Annotated in this window: 20 protein-coding genes; 13 read left to right on the top strand and 7 right to left on the bottom strand. The window is 68.3% G+C overall.

What is annotated here, in order from left to right:
• Positions 1–60 precede the first annotated feature (60 nt).
• A complete protein-coding gene (locus tag ACFHNC_RS06420) occupies positions 61–387 on the top strand; it encodes a hypothetical protein (RefSeq protein ID WP_437168393.1) in 327 nt (108 codons plus the stop codon).
• Positions 388–435: 48 nt separating this feature from the next.
• The gene (locus ACFHNC_RS06425; protein WP_437168394.1) at positions 436–675 is read left to right on the top strand and encodes a hypothetical protein; all 240 of its coding nucleotides are present in this window, start codon (positions 436–438) and stop codon (positions 673–675) included.
• Here ACFHNC_RS06425 and ACFHNC_RS06430 read toward each other — a convergent pair.
• Positions 635–1,921, bottom strand: a complete 1,287-nt coding sequence (locus tag ACFHNC_RS06430) for a Coenzyme F420 hydrogenase/dehydrogenase, beta subunit C-terminal domain (protein ID WP_437168395.1) — start codon at positions 1,919–1,921, stop codon at positions 635–637. The two genes, ACFHNC_RS06425 and ACFHNC_RS06430, sit on opposite strands and share 41 nt — an antisense overlap.
• A 3-nt stretch (positions 1,922–1,924) precedes the next feature.
• The gene (locus tag ACFHNC_RS06435) at positions 1,925–2,599 is read right to left on the bottom strand and encodes an RraA family protein (RefSeq protein WP_437168396.1); all 675 of its coding nucleotides are present in this window, start codon (positions 2,597–2,599) and stop codon (positions 1,925–1,927) included.
• A gap of 139 nt (positions 2,600–2,738) precedes the next feature.
• On the opposite strand from ACFHNC_RS06435, the gene ACFHNC_RS06440 reads away from it, so the two are divergent.
• On the top strand, positions 2,739–3,173 hold the full coding sequence (locus ACFHNC_RS06440; RefSeq protein ID WP_437168397.1) for an OsmC family protein: 435 nt from the start codon (positions 2,739–2,741) through the stop codon (positions 3,171–3,173).
• A 248-nt stretch (positions 3,174–3,421) separates the two neighbouring features.
• On the opposite strand, the gene ACFHNC_RS06445 is transcribed toward ACFHNC_RS06440, so the two are convergent.
• The 3 genes from ACFHNC_RS06445 to ACFHNC_RS06455 all read right to left on the bottom strand — a co-directional run bounded on the left by ACFHNC_RS06445 (position 3,422) and on the right by ACFHNC_RS06455 (position 7,490).
• Positions 3,422–5,686: an autotransporter domain-containing protein gene (locus tag ACFHNC_RS06445; protein WP_437168398.1), complete on the bottom strand. Its 2,265-nt coding sequence runs from the start codon at positions 5,684–5,686 to the stop codon at positions 3,422–3,424.
• Positions 5,687–5,849: 163 nt separating this feature from the next.
• Positions 5,850–6,308 carry a hypothetical protein gene (locus ACFHNC_RS06450; protein WP_437168399.1) on the bottom strand — a complete coding sequence of 153 codons (459 nt, stop codon included), beginning with the start codon at positions 6,306–6,308 and terminating at the stop codon, positions 5,850–5,852.
• Between the two features lie 234 nt (positions 6,309–6,542).
• Entirely contained in the window at positions 6,543–7,490 is a 948-nt protein-coding gene (locus ACFHNC_RS06455; RefSeq protein WP_437168400.1) for a 2-hydroxyacid dehydrogenase, read from the bottom strand.
• A 46-nt stretch (positions 7,491–7,536) separates the two neighbouring features.
• Between ACFHNC_RS06455 and ACFHNC_RS06460 the strand changes: the two genes are divergently transcribed.
• From ACFHNC_RS06460 to ACFHNC_RS06480, 5 genes are read left to right on the top strand one after another with little or no spacing between them, the layout of a single operon-like run.
• Entirely contained in the window at positions 7,537–8,304 is a 768-nt protein-coding gene (locus ACFHNC_RS06460) for an SDR family oxidoreductase (RefSeq protein ID WP_437168401.1), read from the top strand.
• A 20-nt stretch (positions 8,305–8,324) separates the two neighbouring features.
• A complete protein-coding gene (locus ACFHNC_RS06465; RefSeq protein WP_437168402.1) occupies positions 8,325–9,311 on the top strand; it encodes a hydroxyacid dehydrogenase in 987 nt (328 codons plus the stop codon).
• Positions 9,308–10,105 (top strand): fumarylacetoacetate hydrolase family protein, encoded by a 798-nt coding sequence (locus ACFHNC_RS06470; protein WP_437168403.1) that lies wholly within the window; start codon positions 9,308–9,310, stop codon positions 10,103–10,105. The genes ACFHNC_RS06465 and ACFHNC_RS06470 overlap by 4 nt, the downstream gene beginning before the upstream one ends.
• Positions 10,106–10,125: 20 nt before the next feature.
• Positions 10,126–10,905 carry a class II aldolase/adducin family protein gene (locus ACFHNC_RS06475; RefSeq protein WP_437168404.1) on the top strand — a complete coding sequence of 260 codons (780 nt, stop codon included), beginning with the start codon at positions 10,126–10,128 and terminating at the stop codon, positions 10,903–10,905.
• Positions 10,906–10,907: 2 nt separating this feature from the next.
• Positions 10,908–11,624, top strand: a complete 717-nt coding sequence (locus ACFHNC_RS06480; protein ID WP_437168405.1) for a ribonuclease activity regulator RraA — start codon at positions 10,908–10,910, stop codon at positions 11,622–11,624.
• Between the two features lie 62 nt (positions 11,625–11,686).
• Here ACFHNC_RS06480 and ACFHNC_RS06485 read toward each other — a convergent pair whose 3' ends face one another.
• Together ACFHNC_RS06485 and ACFHNC_RS06490 are read right to left on the bottom strand one after the other, a co-directional pair.
• Positions 11,687–12,046 (bottom strand): hypothetical protein, encoded by a 360-nt coding sequence (locus ACFHNC_RS06485; protein ID WP_437168406.1) that lies wholly within the window; start codon positions 12,044–12,046, stop codon positions 11,687–11,689.
• An 84-nt stretch (positions 12,047–12,130) separates the two neighbouring features.
• On the bottom strand, positions 12,131–12,859 hold the full coding sequence (locus ACFHNC_RS06490) for a GntR family transcriptional regulator (protein WP_437168407.1): 729 nt from the start codon (positions 12,857–12,859) through the stop codon (positions 12,131–12,133).
• Positions 12,860–12,989: 130 nt separating this feature from the next.
• Here ACFHNC_RS06490 and ACFHNC_RS06495 point away from each other — a divergent pair, with 130 nt between their 5' ends.
• The 5 genes from ACFHNC_RS06495 to ACFHNC_RS06515 are packed head-to-tail and all read left to right on the top strand — an operon-like array spanning position 12,990 to position 17,382.
• The gene (locus ACFHNC_RS06495) at positions 12,990–14,006 is read left to right on the top strand and encodes an ABC transporter substrate-binding protein (protein WP_437168408.1); all 1,017 of its coding nucleotides are present in this window, start codon (positions 12,990–12,992) and stop codon (positions 14,004–14,006) included.
• Positions 14,003–15,451, top strand: a complete 1,449-nt coding sequence (hydA, locus tag ACFHNC_RS06500; RefSeq protein WP_437168409.1) for a dihydropyrimidinase — start codon at positions 14,003–14,005, stop codon at positions 15,449–15,451. The genes ACFHNC_RS06495 and hydA overlap by 4 nt, the downstream gene beginning before the upstream one ends.
• Positions 15,436–16,212, top strand: coding sequence for an SDR family oxidoreductase (locus ACFHNC_RS06505; RefSeq protein ID WP_437168410.1), 777 nt, complete (start codon positions 15,436–15,438; stop codon positions 16,210–16,212). Before hydA ends, ACFHNC_RS06505 begins: the two co-directional genes overlap by 16 nt.
• Positions 16,205–16,978 (top strand): D-glutamate cyclase family protein, encoded by a 774-nt coding sequence (locus ACFHNC_RS06510; RefSeq protein ID WP_437168411.1) that lies wholly within the window; start codon positions 16,205–16,207, stop codon positions 16,976–16,978. The genes ACFHNC_RS06505 and ACFHNC_RS06510 overlap by 8 nt, the downstream gene beginning before the upstream one ends.
• Entirely contained in the window at positions 16,969–17,382 is a 414-nt protein-coding gene (locus ACFHNC_RS06515; RefSeq protein ID WP_437168412.1) for a GlcG/HbpS family heme-binding protein, read from the top strand. The genes ACFHNC_RS06510 and ACFHNC_RS06515 overlap by 10 nt, the downstream gene beginning before the upstream one ends.

A 17,382-nucleotide genomic window follows, 5' to 3' on the forward strand; every position in this document is an offset into this window, starting at 1 on the left:
GGGTTGACAATGTCGACGCGCTGCGAAATTTCTGCGACGCCCTGAGGGAAGGTTTTGGTCATGCGTCATACGCTGCTCTATGGGCTTGGGACGCTGGTCCTTGTTGCGGTGGTGGCCATCGTGATCGTCATCCAGCGCCAGGCCCCGGCGCCGGGCACCGCGGCCGCCTTCCGCCAGTTGTCGGCCGCTTCCGGCCGGGTGATCCCCCATGCCGTGCCGATCGAAGCCCGCCGCGCGGCCGCCGATACCTGTGAGGGCTACAACCTCGAACTCGAGGAAGGTGCCGGCATCCAGACCCGCATCGGCAATACGGCGGAGGCGCAGCGCCTTCTGAGCATGCGCCAGACCTGCGGCGGCGCGACGACGGTCATCCGCTCCGCACGGTGAGCGACAGGCTAGACTGAACGGCGGGCGGCCTGCCGCGTTCAGTCCGGCATGACCCAATCCTCCGAGCCGAACCCGCCACCGCCCGAGCTGCCCGGACTGCCCCCGGTGAATCCGCCGACGCCGGAACGGGAAATTCCACCCCCCGAACCGGGTACCATGCCCGACCCGCCGCCTGATCTGCCGCCGGCGGAACCGAATCCGGGGCCGGACCTGCCCTATCCGGGCCAGTATCCGGAGATGCCCAGCATCAGCCCACCCGGTCCGCAGATGCCGCCGGCGGTGGCTTGATCGGCGCGCCGGTCTCGTCCGCCCCGGTCTCGCCCGCCCCGGTCTCGCCCGCCTGGGGCTGCACGCCATAGGGGGCGACCAGTGCCCAGATATGCGGCGGCACCATGTGCTTCAGCCGCGCCGGAAGCTGCCGGCGCAGATGCAGCACGGTCTCGACCGCCTTCATCTCGACGCGCGCGCGCGCGAATTCCAGACCGCGCGGGCCGATGCGCGGCATCAGCCAGCCGACGATGCCGCGCAGGAAGTTGGGCATGCGCCGTAGCGGCAGGCCGCCAGCGGCACGTTCGGTATTTGCGAGGAAGCCGCGCACCGCACCGGCGCGTTTGCCGGCGCTGCCGGGTGCGCTGGTGACGACCTCGTCCCCCAGCAGCGCCAGCAGTTCCGCCCCGCGCGCATTCCGTACCAGCAGCCACTGATCGCCTTCGCCTGCCATGTAGCCCACGGTGATGTCGGCCAAAACATTGGTGTAGTCGACGCAGCTGCGGCAGGTGAGGGGGAAGAAATCGCCGGGCAATTGGCTGATCGGCAGTTGCAGGAAGGGGATTTCTCGAATTCGCCCATCGGCGAAGCGCAGCTCCACATGGTAGTCGGCGCGGAACTCCAGATAGGTGATGCTGGCGGGGTCAGCGTCCAGCAGCGCCAGGAACTGGTGGAAGTTTTCGGTGGTGGTGTTGTCGGAACACGGCGTGCCGATGACGTAAAGGCGCTCCAGCCCCAGCCCCGCCTCCAGCGCCCGCAGCGCATAGACCTGGCAGGGGATGCCGATGATTGCCAAGCGCTTGTGGCCGGCCGCGCGGGCCGGTTCCAGCAGCGCCAGCAGCGGGGCGTAGCCCATCCGCATGCCGCGGCACTGCGCCATGCCCTCCGGCTTCGTCACCAGCACCGGCACGGGGCGCCATTTGTCGTCCGGGTCGGGGGCCATGGTCAACACGGCATCCACCGCGCCGGCCCCCAGCAGCTTCTCGGCCAGCCGAGTGGTGATGCCGGTCCATTGCGCGCCGGGGCGCGGCGCGGCCAGCCGCGCCCGCAACATCTGGCGGAACGGGCCGAAATGCAGCTCGTCCGGCCGGGACGGATCTCGCGCTCGGCCATGCACCTGGGCTTCCAGCCGCGCATAATCCGGCTGGATGAACTGGCAGGCCCGCCCGCAGGCCTTGGCGTCCGCCATGCGGGAGACGCCGCAATCCGTACACAGCCCGCGCGGCGCCGCAGGGCCGAGCACCGGCACCTGCACCGCCGCATTCATGCCTCAGACGCCCTCGCAGCCCAGCTTGCGCAGCGTGGCATCCACCCAGGCGCGGTCGACGGTGCCGGCCTCGATTTCCGCCATCTGCTTGCCCTCGGCGGCGTGCTTCGCCTCGGTCGCGATGCAGACCGTCTCGGCATCGGCGTAGGGGACGGAGACGAAGCCGTCCTCGTCACCCAGAATCATGTCGCCCGGCTCGATCACCAGGCCCTCGAAGCCGATGGCGACGTTGATCTCGCCTGGGCCGTCCTTGTAGGGGCCGCGATGGGTGATGCCGGCGGCGTAGACGGGGAAGGGCTGCTTCGCCAGCGCGCCGCTGTCGCGGATGGCGCCGTTGATGACGATGCCGCCCAGCTTGCGGCGCACCATCTGCGCCAGCATCAGCTCCCCGATGATGGCATTGGTCAGGTCGCCACCGGCATCCACCACTACCACGTCGCCGGCCTCGGCCATGTCGATCGCCTTGTGGACCATCAAATTGTCACCGGGGCGGCAGCGCACGGTAAACGCCGGGCCGGCCATCACGCCGCCCTGGTGCATCGGCCGCAGGCGCGGGCCGGCGGCGAAGATGCGGGACATGCTGTCGGAGACATTGGCGACGGGCAGCTTGCGGAAGCGCTCAACCAGCGCGGGGGCCACGGCGCGGGCGCGCGGCAGGATGCGGAAACCGACGGGCATGGGCGTTTCTCCAGGCGGGACTTTTTCCTCGCCTACAGGCGGGGCGCGGCGGCGGCAAGGTGGCTGCGCGCGGCTTTGTCATGGGGGATGTGCGCGGCGCGGCCCCATCTGCCGCTGCGGCAACAGAAGGAGAGCCACCATGGCGAGCATTTCACGCAGCGGTTCCGCCCATTGGGAAGGTGGCGGCAAGGATGGCACCGGTCAGGTCTCGACCCAATCCGGCGTGCTGAAGCAGGCGCCCTACGGCTTCAACACCCGCTTCGCCGAGGGCCCCGGCACCAACCCGGAGGAACTGATCGCCGCCGCCCATGCCGGCTGCTTCACCATGGCGCTGGCCTTCCAACTGGCCGGCGCCGACCTCAAGGCGACCAGCCTGGACACCACCGCCAAGGTGGGCATGGACCAGGTGGAGGGCGGCTGGAAGATCGCCCGCGTGGCACTGACGCTGAAGGCCCGCGTGCCGGGCTGCGACGAGGCCACCTTCCGCAAGCTGGCGGAAACGGCCAAGGCGAACTGCCCGGTTTCCAAGGTGCTGAACGCCGAGATCACACTGGATGCGACGCTGGAGAACTAGAGCAATTTCCGTTCTGACTGAACCAGTTTGGACGGATTGTTTGCCCTGAATTTAATACCCTATGGAGCGCGAGATTGATCTGAGAGGATCGATCTCGCGCTCCAGCCTGGATTCTTCACGACAACCGCTGCCCCGGGCGCAAGCCGCTGATTTCGCGAAATTTTTTTGCGATCGCCGACTTTGAAACCGGCGGCTCGGCCACCGCCGTGGATTGGCCTGCGTCAGGACAACCCGGCGCATGATCCGGGCTAGAAGCGGCCAGTGAACCGCATTGTGCCCTGATGCGCGGTGTAGCGATCATCGCGCCACTGGTAGTCATACACGGCCTCAAGTGACCATGTGTGCGCGGCGCAAGCGCAGGACAGCAGCGTGAGACCAGCGCCGACGTTGTAAGTGTTGGCCGACGTGCTCAATCCCGGTGCCGTGAAGCTCGGCGATCCCGCTGCGACGAAGGACGCCGTATTCGTCATCGTCGGATTGTTCAACGCCCTGAGCCAATTGGCGTGAACCTCGGGAACGATGCGCGAGGTTCCATGCACGAAGGGGCGCTCGACCTTCAGACCGACGACGGATTCAAGGAAGTCGTAGCTCTGGGACCGCACACGCAGTCCGATGTCGCCGGCACCGGACTCCGTGTAGCCGTCAACGTCCACATGGGTGTACTGGAGCGAAGCCCGCGGCGTGACGATGAAGCCGTTCGTCGCCCACCGATATCCGCCCCCGATGGAGGTGGTGTAGTCCTGGCCGTTGTAATCTGCCTCGGCCCTGCGCTGCACGCCGGTGAAGGAGATGTTGCGGACACCCGTGTAGCCGTTCAGGCCAAGCGATGCATCGGCGTGGGCAAACCACGGCCCGGCCTCGTGCACGACGTAAACGGTACCGCGGTAGCTGTCGAACTTGGTCTCCGCGCTGCCGCTGCCGAAGGTCTGCCCGTCGATCCCGCTCCTGGCATAGCCGAGGCCGAATCCGACGCGGGTATTGGCGCCTGCGGGTACGTCGTAACCGATCATCGCGCCAACGATGCTGGTGTCGTAGCCGGACATCCCATCGCGGGCGCCTTGCCGGCCCGTATAGCCGAATCCCTTCAGCCACCATCCGCTGCGCTGATCTTCCCGGCAGCCGCTGACCTCAGGTTCCTCCAGGCTGATGGGGCCGCACAGGATATTGTCGATGCGCGACAGCAGCAGGCCCTGGAACTGCCTGGTGCCCTGGAAGGTGACCAGCGGCGCTGCAAGGATGGGCGCGGCGGGGGCGAGCTGCGCCACAGCGTCGACGACCTGCTTCGGATCGGAGAATGCGTTGAGCGCCGGCAGGACCACCGCCGTTATGTCAGCATCCGGAGGCGCGGTGGGTGAGGCGGCAACGGCCAGAAGAACCGGGACCACGGGAGCGGCCACGGGGACGTTCGGGGGAAGCGCCACGCCGGGCGGCGGCTGGATCGGCACCAGCACGGGGATCCCCGTCGTCTCGATCACCACCTCGCCGGCAATCGTCCCCGCGAGCGGCACGGCGGAGAATGTGTAAAGCGGGTTTGTCGGGTTCTGTACGGTGACCGCGACCACGCTCCCGTCCGTCCCGCTCTGCACCGTGCCAGCGCGTGTCTGGATGATGTTGAAGCGCGTCCCGACCGGGATGAAGGACGTTTGTGGAACGGTGACATTGACCTGAAGTGCAGGGCCGAGGTTTGTCGCGCCGACCGGCCGGATGTTGCCGTAGACCGTCGGGCTGGCCAGCGTCGTGTGGACGACGCCGCCCGGACCGCCATTCGCAATCGTCAGGGCGCCATCGACATTCAGCGTGTTGCGGCCGAGCGAGAATGAAAATGCGTTCGCCGCGCCGGTGATCGTGCCGGTGACACCGGCGAGGTTCGTTCCTCCGATGACATTGATCGCGCGCAACCCCACCGCGCCGCCCACGGCACCATCGAGAACGCTGCCGCCACCGAGTGACAGTGTGCCGGTATTGGCGCCGGCCGTGGTGGTGAGAGCGCCAATCAGGACTGAGTTCGGGGCGAGGCCGATGAAGCCATCACCTGCGAAATTCGTCGCCGTGATGTTGATGGAGCCACTGTTGAAGTTGACCGCGCCCGTGCCGACCACATCCAGCGTCGTCGCGAATACCGGGCCCAGGAAGTTCACGGTGGTGCCGGCATTGCCTGCGAAAATGCTCCGCAGAAAAGGCCCGCCAGGCTGTGTAACGCCGACAGCGCCAAAGACGTTCGAACTGCTGTTGAAGACGATGTTGCCCTGGCTGGAGGCGGCAGTCGAAACGGCGACGCTTCCGGCGAGCGGGGGGTCGTTGAGCGTGAAGATATCGGTCCGAGGGCCGCCCGGGACGCCCACACTCAAGGTTCCCGTGGTGCCTGAAGCGGACATGTCGACGCCACCCAGCGCGCCGGCGGCGCTGAGCGGGATTATGCCTGGCCCGACAGCGGTCTGCCGCTGCGCCAGACTTGGCGAAATCAATGCAACGCTCGTAGCCGAAACCGTAAGCAATAATAGCCGTTTTTTCACAGATTCCTCCAAAACTTTACAAATGCAGGATGCGCCGCGACTTGCGGTATTTTGATCCGACGAGAGACGTCGCCCCTATTTTATAGGCCTGAAGCAAATTCATTTTCAACGTAGTTCCAGCATAGATTCCGAGATGACTTGGCCAGCATCGTTGGTGTCTACACTACTGCGGCATGCGTCGGATCGATCCCGGAAAATTGCCTTTCCGGTTGCCGTGCCCGCCACGCAAATTCTGCGCCGCCCCCGCCTTTATTTCCGCCAGGCCGATCATTGCCCGCTTCGACTGGTGGGCTTGCTCAGGCAGGTGTTTGCCTGCCCGCCCTGGCCTTCGAGTTCCGGGAGCGCTTCCCGCGCCGGCTTGCCGGCAATGCTGCGCCAACAAGTTGCAGAAAATATAAGCGGGGTTGGCGATGGCGCATTTCTGCGTGCGGCCGCTGAGAGTCTGTTTCGAACCGCCTACGGAACGTGCGGTGCGGCCCAGCAGGGTATCGATGAAGACTGGCTGATGTGGCGCCTGCGAGACGCCATGCCGCGGCGTTCGGCCCGGCGGGTTGGTCAGTTCGGTCCGCTGCGGCTGATCAAGCTTGCCGCCATTGTCGAGTTGACTGTCCCGCATGTTCATCTGACCAGCGGGGCACCGCCCCGCCACGCGCTGTCCGTTCAACCCTCAACGCCGCACCCCAAATGAACCAGCCCAACGCCAAAGCACGGCGCGACAACCCATGCCGGTATGTCAGAACATTCCCGCCTGTCTGCCCTCATGCATGACTGAGGCTAGCCTCCCGGCCGAAGCAGCCGGCTGAGCGGCCGAATGGCCGCCGGTTCGTCAGGCGAGCCAGGCCCCCGGCGCCTGAGGTCAGATGATGGGCGTCAGAAGCGGGCGCCCATCGAGCTGCGCTTCCAGATTCTCCCGCATCAGCCGGCCCATGTCCTTCCGCGTCTCCACCGTGCCGCTGGCCGCGTGCGGCTGCAGCACGACGTGCGGGAAGGTCAGGAATTCCTGGTCGATCGCCGGCTCGTTCAGGAATACGTCCAGCCCCGCCGCGCCAATCCGGCCTTCCCGCAACGCCCCCAGCAGCGCCGCCTCATTCACCACCGTGCCGCGGGAGACGTTGACGAAAACCACCCCTGGCTTCAGTGCCGCGATCGCCGCGCGATCCACAAGCCCGCGCGTGGCGGCACCGCCGGCGGCGGAGACGCAGAAGACATCCACCTTCGGGGCCAGCGCCGCCGGGTTGGGGTAGTAGGTATAAGCAACACCCGGTTGCGGGCTGCGGCCGGAATAGCTGATCTCCATGCCGAAGGCCGCCGCCCGCTTCGCGATCGCCTTGCCGATGCGCCCAAGCCCCACGATTCCCAGCCGCTTGCCCCAGACCCGCGTGGTCAGCGGCATGGCGCCCTTCGTCTGCCAGGACCCGTCCCGCACCCAGGCCTCGCCCAGCCGCAGGTTCCGCGCCGCGGCCAGCATCAGCATCATGGCCATGTCGGCCACTTCCTCGGTCAGCACGTCCGGCGTGTTGGTCACATGGATGCCGCGGGCGCGCGCCGCCTCCAGGTCGATGGCGTCCACGCCCACGCCGTAGCAGGCAATGATCCGCGTCAGCGGCAGCGCATCCATCAGCGCGGCATCGGCGCCGATTTCGCCCTTGGTGCAGATGGCGATGATGCTGTCGCGCCCGGCCTCCAGCATCGCCGCCTGGTCCGGCGCCTGCCAGTAATGGTGCAGGGTGAAGCGCTCGGCGAGTGCCGCAAAATCCCAATCGGGCAATTCGCCCACCACCAGCAGCCCCGGCTTGTCCGACATCGCGTTTCCCCGCATTTTCGCCCCGCATGAAGGGCAGGAGGCGAGAATGACGCAAGGGCTGTTCGACCTGAAGGGGCGCCGGGTGCTGATCACCGGCTCCAGCCGCGGCATCGGCTTTGCCCTGGCCCGGGGCCTCGGCCAGGCCGGCGCCAGCGTGGTGCTGAACGGGCGCGACCCGGAGGTGCTGGCGGAGGCCACCCGCACTTTGTCCGCGGAGGGTCTGGACGTCACCGAGGCCGGCTTCGACGTGACCGACCCGCATGCGCTGGATGCCGCCATCGCCGAGATCGAGACGCGCCTCGGCCCGATCGAGGTGCTGGTGAACAATGCCGGCATCAACCGCCGCTTCCCCGCCGTCTCCGTCACGCCCGAAACCTTCCGGGAGGTGATGTCCACCAATGTTGAGGCCGTGTTCTTCATGGCCCAGGCTGTCGCCAGGCGGATGCTGGAACGCGGGCATGGCAAGATCATCAACATCGCCAGCGTTCAGTCCGAACTGGGCCGCGCCACCATATCCCCCTACGCGACCAGCAAGGGCGCGGTGCGGATGATGACACGCACGCTGTGTGCCGAATGGGCCAAGGGCGGCATCCAGGTGAATGCCGTGGCGCCAGGCTACTTCGCCACGGACCTGACCAAGCCGCTGGTGGATGACCCGAAGTTCACCGAATGGCTGTGCCAGCGCGTGCCGGCCGGGCGCTGGGGCAAAGTGGAGGAGCTGGTGGGGGCGACGGTGTTCCTGGCCTCCCGCGGCTCGGATTTCGTCAATGGGCACCTGCTGTATGTGGATGGCGGGATGACGGCGGTGGTCTGAGGCCCGGTACCCGACGGCCTGTGCCTGACTGCCTGATCATCCAGCCGATTCATGCGGCAGGCCTGGAGCGGCTGCGTGCGGGCGGCGTCACCCCGCGTTTCGCCACGGCGCCGGACATGGCGACCGTGGCGCGCGAACTGCCCGGCTGCGTCGCCGCCATCACCCGCAGCGCCGGGCTGGATGCGGCGGCGATGCGGGCGGCGCCGAGCCTGCGCGTCATCGCCAACCACGGCGTCGGCACGAATGAGATCGATCTGATGGAGGCCGCCGCACTCGGCATCCTCGCCATCTTCACGCCCACCGCCAATGCCCGTTCGGTGGCGGAGCATGCCGTGGCGCTGACGCTGGCGCTGGCGCGCAAGGTGATCCCGGCCGATGCCGCGGTGCGTGGCCTCGATTGGCGGCTGCGCTACGAGGCGCAGATGATGGAACTGCACGGCCGCACCCTGGGCCTGGCCGGCTTTGGCACCATCGGCCGCATGGTCGGCGCCATGGCGCGGAATGGCTTCGGCATGAAGCTGCTGGTCTTCTCCCCCGGTGTCTCCAACGCCGTGCTGGTGGAGGCGGGGGCGGAGCGTGCGCCGACGCTTCAGGCGCTGCTGTCCCGCGCCGATGTCGTCTCCCTGCACCGCCCGCTGCGCCCCGACACCCGCCACATGATCGACGCCGCCGCGCTGACCTGCATGCAGCCGCATGCGCTGCTGGTGAACACGGCGCGCGGCGCCCTGATAGACGGCCAGGCGCTGGCCGCGGCGCTGCGGGCTGGCACCATCGCCGGCGCCGCGATCGATGTGTTCGAGACGGAACCGGCCCCTGCCACGGACCCGATCCTCGGCGCCCCCAACACCGTGCTCGCCCCGCATATCGGCGGCGTGACCGAACAGGCAATGCGGGAGACGGCGCTGCAATGCGCCGCGCAGATACTGGACGTTCTCGCCGGCCGCCGCCCGCCCCACCTGGTCCAGCCCGAAATATGGGACCGACGCCGCATGGAGACCGCCGCATGAAGCTGCTCGGATTCACCGCCGATGGCACCACCCGCACCGGACGGCTGGAAGGCGAGACGGTGATCGGCTTCGCCGGCAACCCGCCGCTGTCGCGTGTGCTGGCCGAGGGCGCGCCGGCCGAGGAGGGTCGCTGGCCGCTCTCGGCCGTGACCATCACCGCGCCGCTGCCGGAGGCGCGGCTGTTCTGCATCGGCCTGAACTACCCGAAGCCGCACCCGCTGGGCGGGGAGGTGAAGGCGCCGCCGCACATCTCCTACTTCCTCAAGCACCAGGCGGCGCTTGTCGCGCATGGCGCGGCGCTGCGCCCGCCGGGCGTATCGCCGCAATTCGACTATGAATGCGAATTGGCGGTGGTGATCGGCAAGCCAGGGCACCGCATCGCGGAGGCGGATGCGCTGGCGCATGTCGGCGGCTACACCATCCTGAACGATGGCTCGGTGCGCGACTGGCAGGCGCACAGCGTCACCGCCGGCAAGAATTTTTTTGAGTCCGGAAGCTGGGGTCCCTGCGTCACCACGGCCGATGAGGTCACGGACTGGCGCAAGCTGCGGCTGCAAACCCGGCTGAACGGCCGCACGGTGCAAGACAGCGCGGCGGGCGCGATGTTCTTCGGTGTGGAGAAGATCATCGCGTATCTTTCCACCATCTCGCCGCTGGTCCCTGGTGATGTCATCGCCACGGGTTCACCCGAGGGCACCGGCGCCACCCAGAAGCCGCCACGCTTCCTCGTCAGCGGCGATTCGCTGGCGTTCGAGGTTTCGGGCCTCGGCATCCTGGCCAATACTGTCGCCTGAACCGCCCGAGGACTCGCCCCATGGACATCAACACGCCATCCCGCATCCCCGCCGGTATCGATGAGGCCGAATGGGCGATCCGCTGCGACCTCGCCGCGCTGTATCACCTGGTCGCGCACCACAAGATGACGGACCTGATCTACACCCATATCAGCGCCCGCATCCCCGGCCCGGAGCACCACTTCCTCATCAACCGCCACGGCGTGATGTTCCACGAAATGCGCGCCAGCGACCTGGTGAAGATCGATCTCGACGGCAATGTGGTGGATCCGCACCACCCCGCCGCGCCGACCACGGTGAACAAGGCCGGCTTCGTCATCCACTCCGCCATCCATGCGGCGCGGGAGGATGCGATTTGCGTGGTGCACACCCACACCGCGGCCGGCATCGCCGTCTCCGCCCAGGAACACGGGCTGCTGCCGATCAGCCAGCACGCACTGAAATTCTACGGCCGCCTAGCCTATCACGGCTATGAGGGCATCGCGCTGGACCTGGAGGAACGGGACCGGCTGGTGGCCGATCTCGGCGCGCACAGCGCGATGATCCTGGTGAACCACGGTCTGCTGGTCACCGGCCGCACCATCCCCGAGGCCTGGAACCAGATCTACTATCTGGAGCGCGCCTGCCAGGCGCAGGTTGCGGCCCTTTCGGGCGGCGCCAAGCTGATCCTGCCGCCGGAGGAAGTGCGGCTGCGCACCGCCAGCCAATACGGCCGCGACCCCAACAGCCCGACCATGGCGCTCGCCTGGCAGGCCAGCCTGCGCCTGATCGAGGGCGACCGCACGGATTGGCGCTGCTGATCATGGCTTTGCATGACCAGACCCGCGCCGCCCTGAAGCGCGTCTCCACCGCCACGCTCGCCACCGCGCTGTTCAAGCGCGGCTTTCGCAGCCAGATGATCCAGGGCGTGCTGCCGCTGGCCCCGCTGGGTGAAAGCATGGTGGGGGAGGCCTTCACCCTGCGGACCATTCCGGCGCGGGAGGATCTGAACACCCTTGCGGCCTTCCGCGACCGCGCCCACCCGCAGCGCAAGGGCGTGGAGGACTGCCCGCCTGGGCATATTTTCGTGGTGGACAGCCGCAAGGACCCGCGCGCGGCTTCGGCCGGTGGCATCCTGGTGACGCGGCTGATGGTGCGCGGCGTGGCCGGCGTGGTGACGGATGGCGGCTTTCGGGATGCGGCGGATATCGCCAGGCTGGCGATCCCGGCCTTCCATGCGCGGCCCTCCGCGCCCACCAACCTCACGCTGCATCAGCCCATCGAAGCCAATGTGCCGATCGGCTGCGGCGATGCGCCGGTGTTTCCGGGCGATGTGCTGGTCGGCGACAATGACGGTGTCATCGTCATCCCCGCCCATATCGCCGATGAGGTCACCGCCGAGGCGGTCGAGATGACCGCCTTCGAGGATTTCGTGCAGGAGATGGTGGCCGGTGGCCAACCCATCCTCGGCCTGTACCCGCCGACGGAGGAGAGCAACCTGGAACGCTTCGCCAACTGGCGGAAGCGGCACGGGCGGTGAGGTAACGGAAAGGCGTTACGACCACCGACCCGCCGGTTTTCTAAAATGGTCCCCAGCCCCGGCTATTCCGTGACGAAGCGCGTGTTGTTGCGCTCGCGGTCCCAGTACATGATCACCCGGCTGACGAGGCAGAGATTGACCCGCCGCAATTCGGACTGGTCCCGATCCTCATAGACGATCTTTATGTCATAGCGGCATTCGTTGGAATTGCCCGAGAAAGTGACATTGAAGGTGCGACCGTTGACCAACACGTTCTGGCCGAGCAGGTCGCGGCCCCAATTCGTGCTGCTGGACGGGCCGACATAGATCTCATTGATCTGGTAGCCGCTGCGATTGACCATCGTGAAATCCTGGCGCCCCTGCGCCTCGGCTACGGAGGACACGCACATCGCCGCAAGGGCGGCGAGCAGAAGACGACGCATGGGATTGATCCCTCTTGGTGTGACAGATCGCATCCGTTACACAAACTTACGCAGAAATGAAGTATGTTTCGTATTAGGAATATGTCATCCTGGCCGTGCAAGCATCACCCTGATATCCAGTCCCTCTGTCGCCGGCCGGTCCAGCCGCAGGCCAAGCTCAAGCTCTACAAGATGCCGCTGCATCAGCCCGGCGGCGGCGCGGTGGCGGCGGGCGCGGATCAGCGCAACCAGCTCCGCATGGTCGTCATGCCAGCAGGCGAGGCCGGTGCGGTCCTCATACAACGCCACCACCAGGCTGGTCCGCGCCACCAGCAGCCGCACCTGTTCCTCCAGGATCGGGTTGCCAGACAGCCGCGCCACCAGGGTGTGAAAGCCGCCCGATAGCCCGATCGCCTCCCGCACCCGCCCCGCCTTCCGCAGGCGGGCTTCCTCCGCCAGGTTGGCCGCGAGTTCATCCGCCTGCTGCGGGTCGCCGCGCCGGGCCACGGCTTCGGTCGTGCCCGCCTCGATGGCACGGCGGGCGGCGAAGATGGCCCGGGCTTCATCCGCATCCGGCGCCGCGACGAAGACCCCGCGGTTCGGCGGCGCCACCGCCAGCCTTTCCCAGACCAGCCGGCGCAGCGCATCGCCGATGGCGCGGCGGCCGATATCGAAGGTCTCGACCAGCGATTGCTCGGTGAGCTTTGCGCCGGGTGGCAGGCGCTGGTCGACGATGGCTTGGAACAGATGGGCGTGAACGCCGTCTGCATCCTCCGCCTTGGGACGCGTCGCCGGCGTCACCACCCCCACCATTTGCCCTGCGCCATGGCGCATCTGCCGCACTCCCGCGCACCGGATTGCGCGCAATCATGCCGGAGGCCGCCTTTCGGGGCAAATCCGCCCCCGCAACGGGCTGGCACGACCCTTGCTGTTCCCCGCACAGGTCAGACAGGAACACGCACCGATGAGGATCAGCCGCCGCCTACTGCTCGCCGCACCCGCACTTCTGGCCACGCGCGCCAACGCGCAGGCGCCGCTCGACATCAAGGTTTCGCTCGCCGCGCCCTTCGATGGCTCCAACGCCGCCTTCTTCCTGGCCGAGGAACGCGGCTGGTACGCGGAGGCCGGGCTGCGCCCGCAATTCGACAGTTCGGGTGGGTCGGGGGAGGCAGTGACGCGCGTCGGCTCCGGAAGCTATGATTTCGGCATCGGCGACATCAACGTGCTGCTGGAATTCAACGCCAAGAACCCGGCCTCCGCCGCGCGCTGCGTCTATATGGTCTATTACCGCAGCCCGCTTTCCGCGGCCTCCTTCACCCGTGCGGGCATCGACACGGCCGCGAAGCTGGCCGGCAAGCGCATCGGCGCGGCGCTGACCGATGGCGCCTACCGCATCTTCCCGGCCTTCGCCGCGGTGGCCGGAATCGATGCCAGCAGCATCCGCTGGCAATATGGCGACCTGCGGCTGCGGGAAGCCTTCCTGCTGCGCGGCGATGCGGATGCGATCCTCGGCTTCGACAGCACCATGTATTTCGGCCTGGTCCGTGCCGGGGCGAAGCCGGAGGATATCCGCTTCACCTATTTCGCCGATGCCGGCCTGCCCCTTTATGGCAATGGCATCCTGGCCTCGAAGCGGATGCTGGAGGGCAATCCGGAAGCCGTGCGCCGCTTCACCGCCGCCTCCGCCCGCGGCTGGCAGGCGGCGATGGCGGAGCCCGCCGCCGCCATCGCCGCCCTCCGCAAGCGCCAGTCGCTGACCGATGTGCCGCTGGAGACAGAGAAGCTGCGCTGGCTGATCACCAAGCAGTTGACCACGGAGGAAAGCCGCGCCGATGGGCTGGGCGGCGTGCGCGCCGACCGTTTCGCCGAATCCGTCGCGACGATTTCCCGCGCCTTCGGGCTGGCCACGCCGCTGGCGCCGGGTGATGTTTTCGATCCCTCCTTCCTGCCCCCGGCCGAGATTCGACGCATCCCCACGTGAGCACCTTCGACACCATCATCCGTGGCGGCACCGTCGCCACGGCCGCCGACGTCTTCCGCGCCGATATCGGCATCACGGCCGGACGCATCACCGCGCTGGCTGAGAGGCTGCACGGCGCGGAACGGGTGATCGATGCCACCGGCCGGCTGGTGCTGCCGGGCGGCATCGACGCGCATGTGCATATCGACCAGGTGCAGGCGCCGGGGCTGGCTTCCGCCGGGGCGCGGATGGCGGATGGGTTTCTCTCCGGCACCCGCAGCGCGGCCTTTGGCGGCACCACCTGCACCATGTCCTTCGCCGTGCAGCATCGCGGTGCGTCCCTGCGCGCGGCGGTCGCGGATTATCACCGGCGTGCGCAGGGAAATGCCTTTCTCGACTACGCCTTCCACCTGGTTGTCAGCGATCCGACGCCGGAGGTGCTGGGCCAGGAACTGCCGGCGCTGATCGCGCGCGGCCATCGCAGCGTGAAGGTCTACATGACCTATGAGGCGATGCGGCTTTCGGATCGCCAGATCCTCGACGTGCTCGATGTCTCCCGCGCGCATCGAGCCATCACCCTGGTGCATGCGGAGAATCACGAGATCATCGGCTGGCTCGCCGACCGGCTGGAACGCGCCGGCGACACGCGCCCGATGCACCATGCCACGTCGCGCCCCTTGGCGGTGGAACGGGAGGCGACGCATCGGGCGCTGACGCTGGGGGAGGTGGCGGACACGCCGCTGGTCATCGTCCATGTCAGCGGCGCCGAGCCGCTGGAGGAAATCCGCCGCGCCCGCGCGCGGGGCCTGACCGTCTTTGCCGAGACCTGCCCGCAATATCTGCTGCTGACCGAGGCCGACCTGGACCAGCCGGACATGCTCGGCGCGCAGGTGATGTGCAGCCCGCCGCCACGCGACACGGAAAGCCAGGAAGCCTGCTGGCGCGGGCTGCAGGATGGCAGCTTCGACATCTTCAACAGCGACCACGCCCCCTATCGCTTCGATGCGGAGGGCAAGCTGCATGCCGGGCCGAATCCGCCCTTCCGCAAGGTGGCGAACGGCATTCCGGGCCTCGCCACCCGCATGCCGCTGCTGTTCAGCGAGGGTGTGGTTGGCGGTCGCCTGTCCCTGCCGCGCTTCGTCGCGCTGACCGCGACCAACAATGCGGCGCTGTATGGCCTGCAGCAGAAGGGCCGCATCGCGGTGGGGGCGGATGCGGACCTCGCCATCTGGGACCCGGAAAAGCGCGTCACCATCACCAACGACCTGCTGCATCACGAGGTGGACTACACCCCCTATGAGGGCCGCATCGTCACCGGATGGCCGGAACTGGTGATGTCGCGCGGGGAGGTGGTGGTGCAGGACGGCGCGCTGCTGGCCGCGCCGGGACGTGGGCGTTTCCTGGAGCAAGGTGTTTCCTCGGCCTTCGGGCCACTGGCGGAGGGGCTGCCATGGATCTCGGCCTGAAGGGGCGCCGGGCGCTGGTGCTCGGCGGAAATCGCGGCATGGGGCTGGCCATCGCTCAGGCCCTGGCGGCGGAAGGCGCGCGGGTTGCCATCGCGGCGCGGGACCGCGCGGCGCTGGATGCGGCGGTGGCGACGCTGGGCGAGGGGGCGGCCGGCTTTCCGCTGGATCTGACGGACACCGCCGGCCTCGACGCCTTTGCCGCGAGTGTCACCCAGGATTTCGGCGCGCCCGAAATCCTGGTGAACAACACCGGTGGCCCGGCCTATGGCGGCGCCGCCGGCCGCGCCGTGGCGGATTGGACGGAGGCGTTTCAGGGCATGGCGCTCTCCGTCATCCGGCTGACCGATCTGTTCCTGCCGGCGATGCGGGCGGCGGGCTGGGGCAGGGTGCTGACGGTGGTCTCGACCGGCGCGGTGCAGCCGCTGCCGGTGCTCGGCATCTCCAATTCCATCCGCGCCGGCATCATCGCCTGGTCGAAGACCCTGTCGGGCGAGGTGGCGAAGCAGGGCGTCACGGTGAACATCCTGATGCCCGGCCGCGTCGGCACCGACCGCGTCCACCTGACCGACGCCGCCGCGGCGGAACGGGAAGGCGTGCCGGCCGAGGCGATTCGCCAGCGTTCCTGGGCGCAGATCCCGATCGGTCGCTACGCGGAGCCTGAGGAGATTGCCGCCATGGCCGCCTTCGCCTGCTCCGCCCGCGCTAGCTACGTCACCGGTGCCGTGCTCCGCGCCGATGGCGGCTTCGTACGCCATGTCTGAAACGGGGCGCGACCTGCGGCGGGCCGCGCGTGGCGGTTTCGCGGGGCGCACCGTTGGCCGGGCGCGGGGCTTCGTGCAGGCCAATCTGGTTGTGCTGCCCGCCGCCCAGGCGGAGGGTTTTGCGGTCTTCTGCGCGGCCAATCCCGTGGCCTGCCCGCTGCTAGCGGTGGGTGCGCCGGGCGATCCGCGCCTGCCCGCGCTGGGCGAGGACCTCGACGTGCGGACCGACCTGCCGGGCTACCTGCTGCATCGGGCTGGCGAGGTCACGCCCGTCGCCGATCTACTGCGGGATTGGCAGGCCGATTCGGTGGCGATCGCCATCGGCTGCTGGTTTGGCGCGGAGGCGGCGCTGGCGGCGGCGGGAATCCGGATGCGGCATGTGGAGCTGGGCCTGCAAGGCCCGCTGTTCCGCAGCAATCGCATGGCCACCCCGGCGGGCGGTTTCGCCGGGCCGGTGGTGGTCTCCGCCCGGCCCTTCGCTGCCGCCGATGTGCCGCGCGTGGCCGCCATCACCGCCAGGCTGCCGCGCAGCCATGGCGCGCCGCTGCACCAGGGCGACCCGGCCGCGCTCGGCATCACGGACCTGACCCGGGCCGATTGGGGCGAGCCGATCCCGCCCGAACCTGGGGAGGTGCTGGTCTATTGGGGCTGCGGCCTCACCGCCCTCGCGGCGCTGCAAGCCGCCGGCCTGCCGCACTTCGCGACCCACGCGCCCGGCTCCATGCTGGTGACCGATCTGCCCGAGGAATTGCCCACATGGCCCTGACCCGTCCCGCCCTGAAACTGACCCAGGACGCCGCCCTGGCCCTGGTCCAGGCCGCCGCCGAGGCCGCCACCGCGATGGGCGTGCCGCAATGCATCGCCGTGGTGGATGAGGGCTGCAACCTGCTCGCCTTCCTGCGCATGGACGGCGCCCGCGTGCTGTCGATCGACAGCGCCCGCCGCAAGGCCGAGACCGCCGCCGCCATGGGCAAGCCGAGCGGCAGCATGCATGAGGAGGTGGAAATCAAGCTCGCCATCGCCAGCGATGGCCGCATGACCAACCTCAAGGGCGGCCTGCCCATCATCATCGAGGGTCAGGTCGTCGGCGGCATCGGCATTGGCTCCGGTACCGGCGACCAGGACCGGGAGATTGCGGCAGCCGCCATCGCCCGTCTCCTCGGCGCCTGA

It is taken from the genome of Falsiroseomonas sp. E2-1-a4 (assembly GCF_051433165.1).
Classification (GTDB): domain Bacteria; phylum Pseudomonadota; class Alphaproteobacteria; order Acetobacterales; family Acetobacteraceae; genus Falsiroseomonas.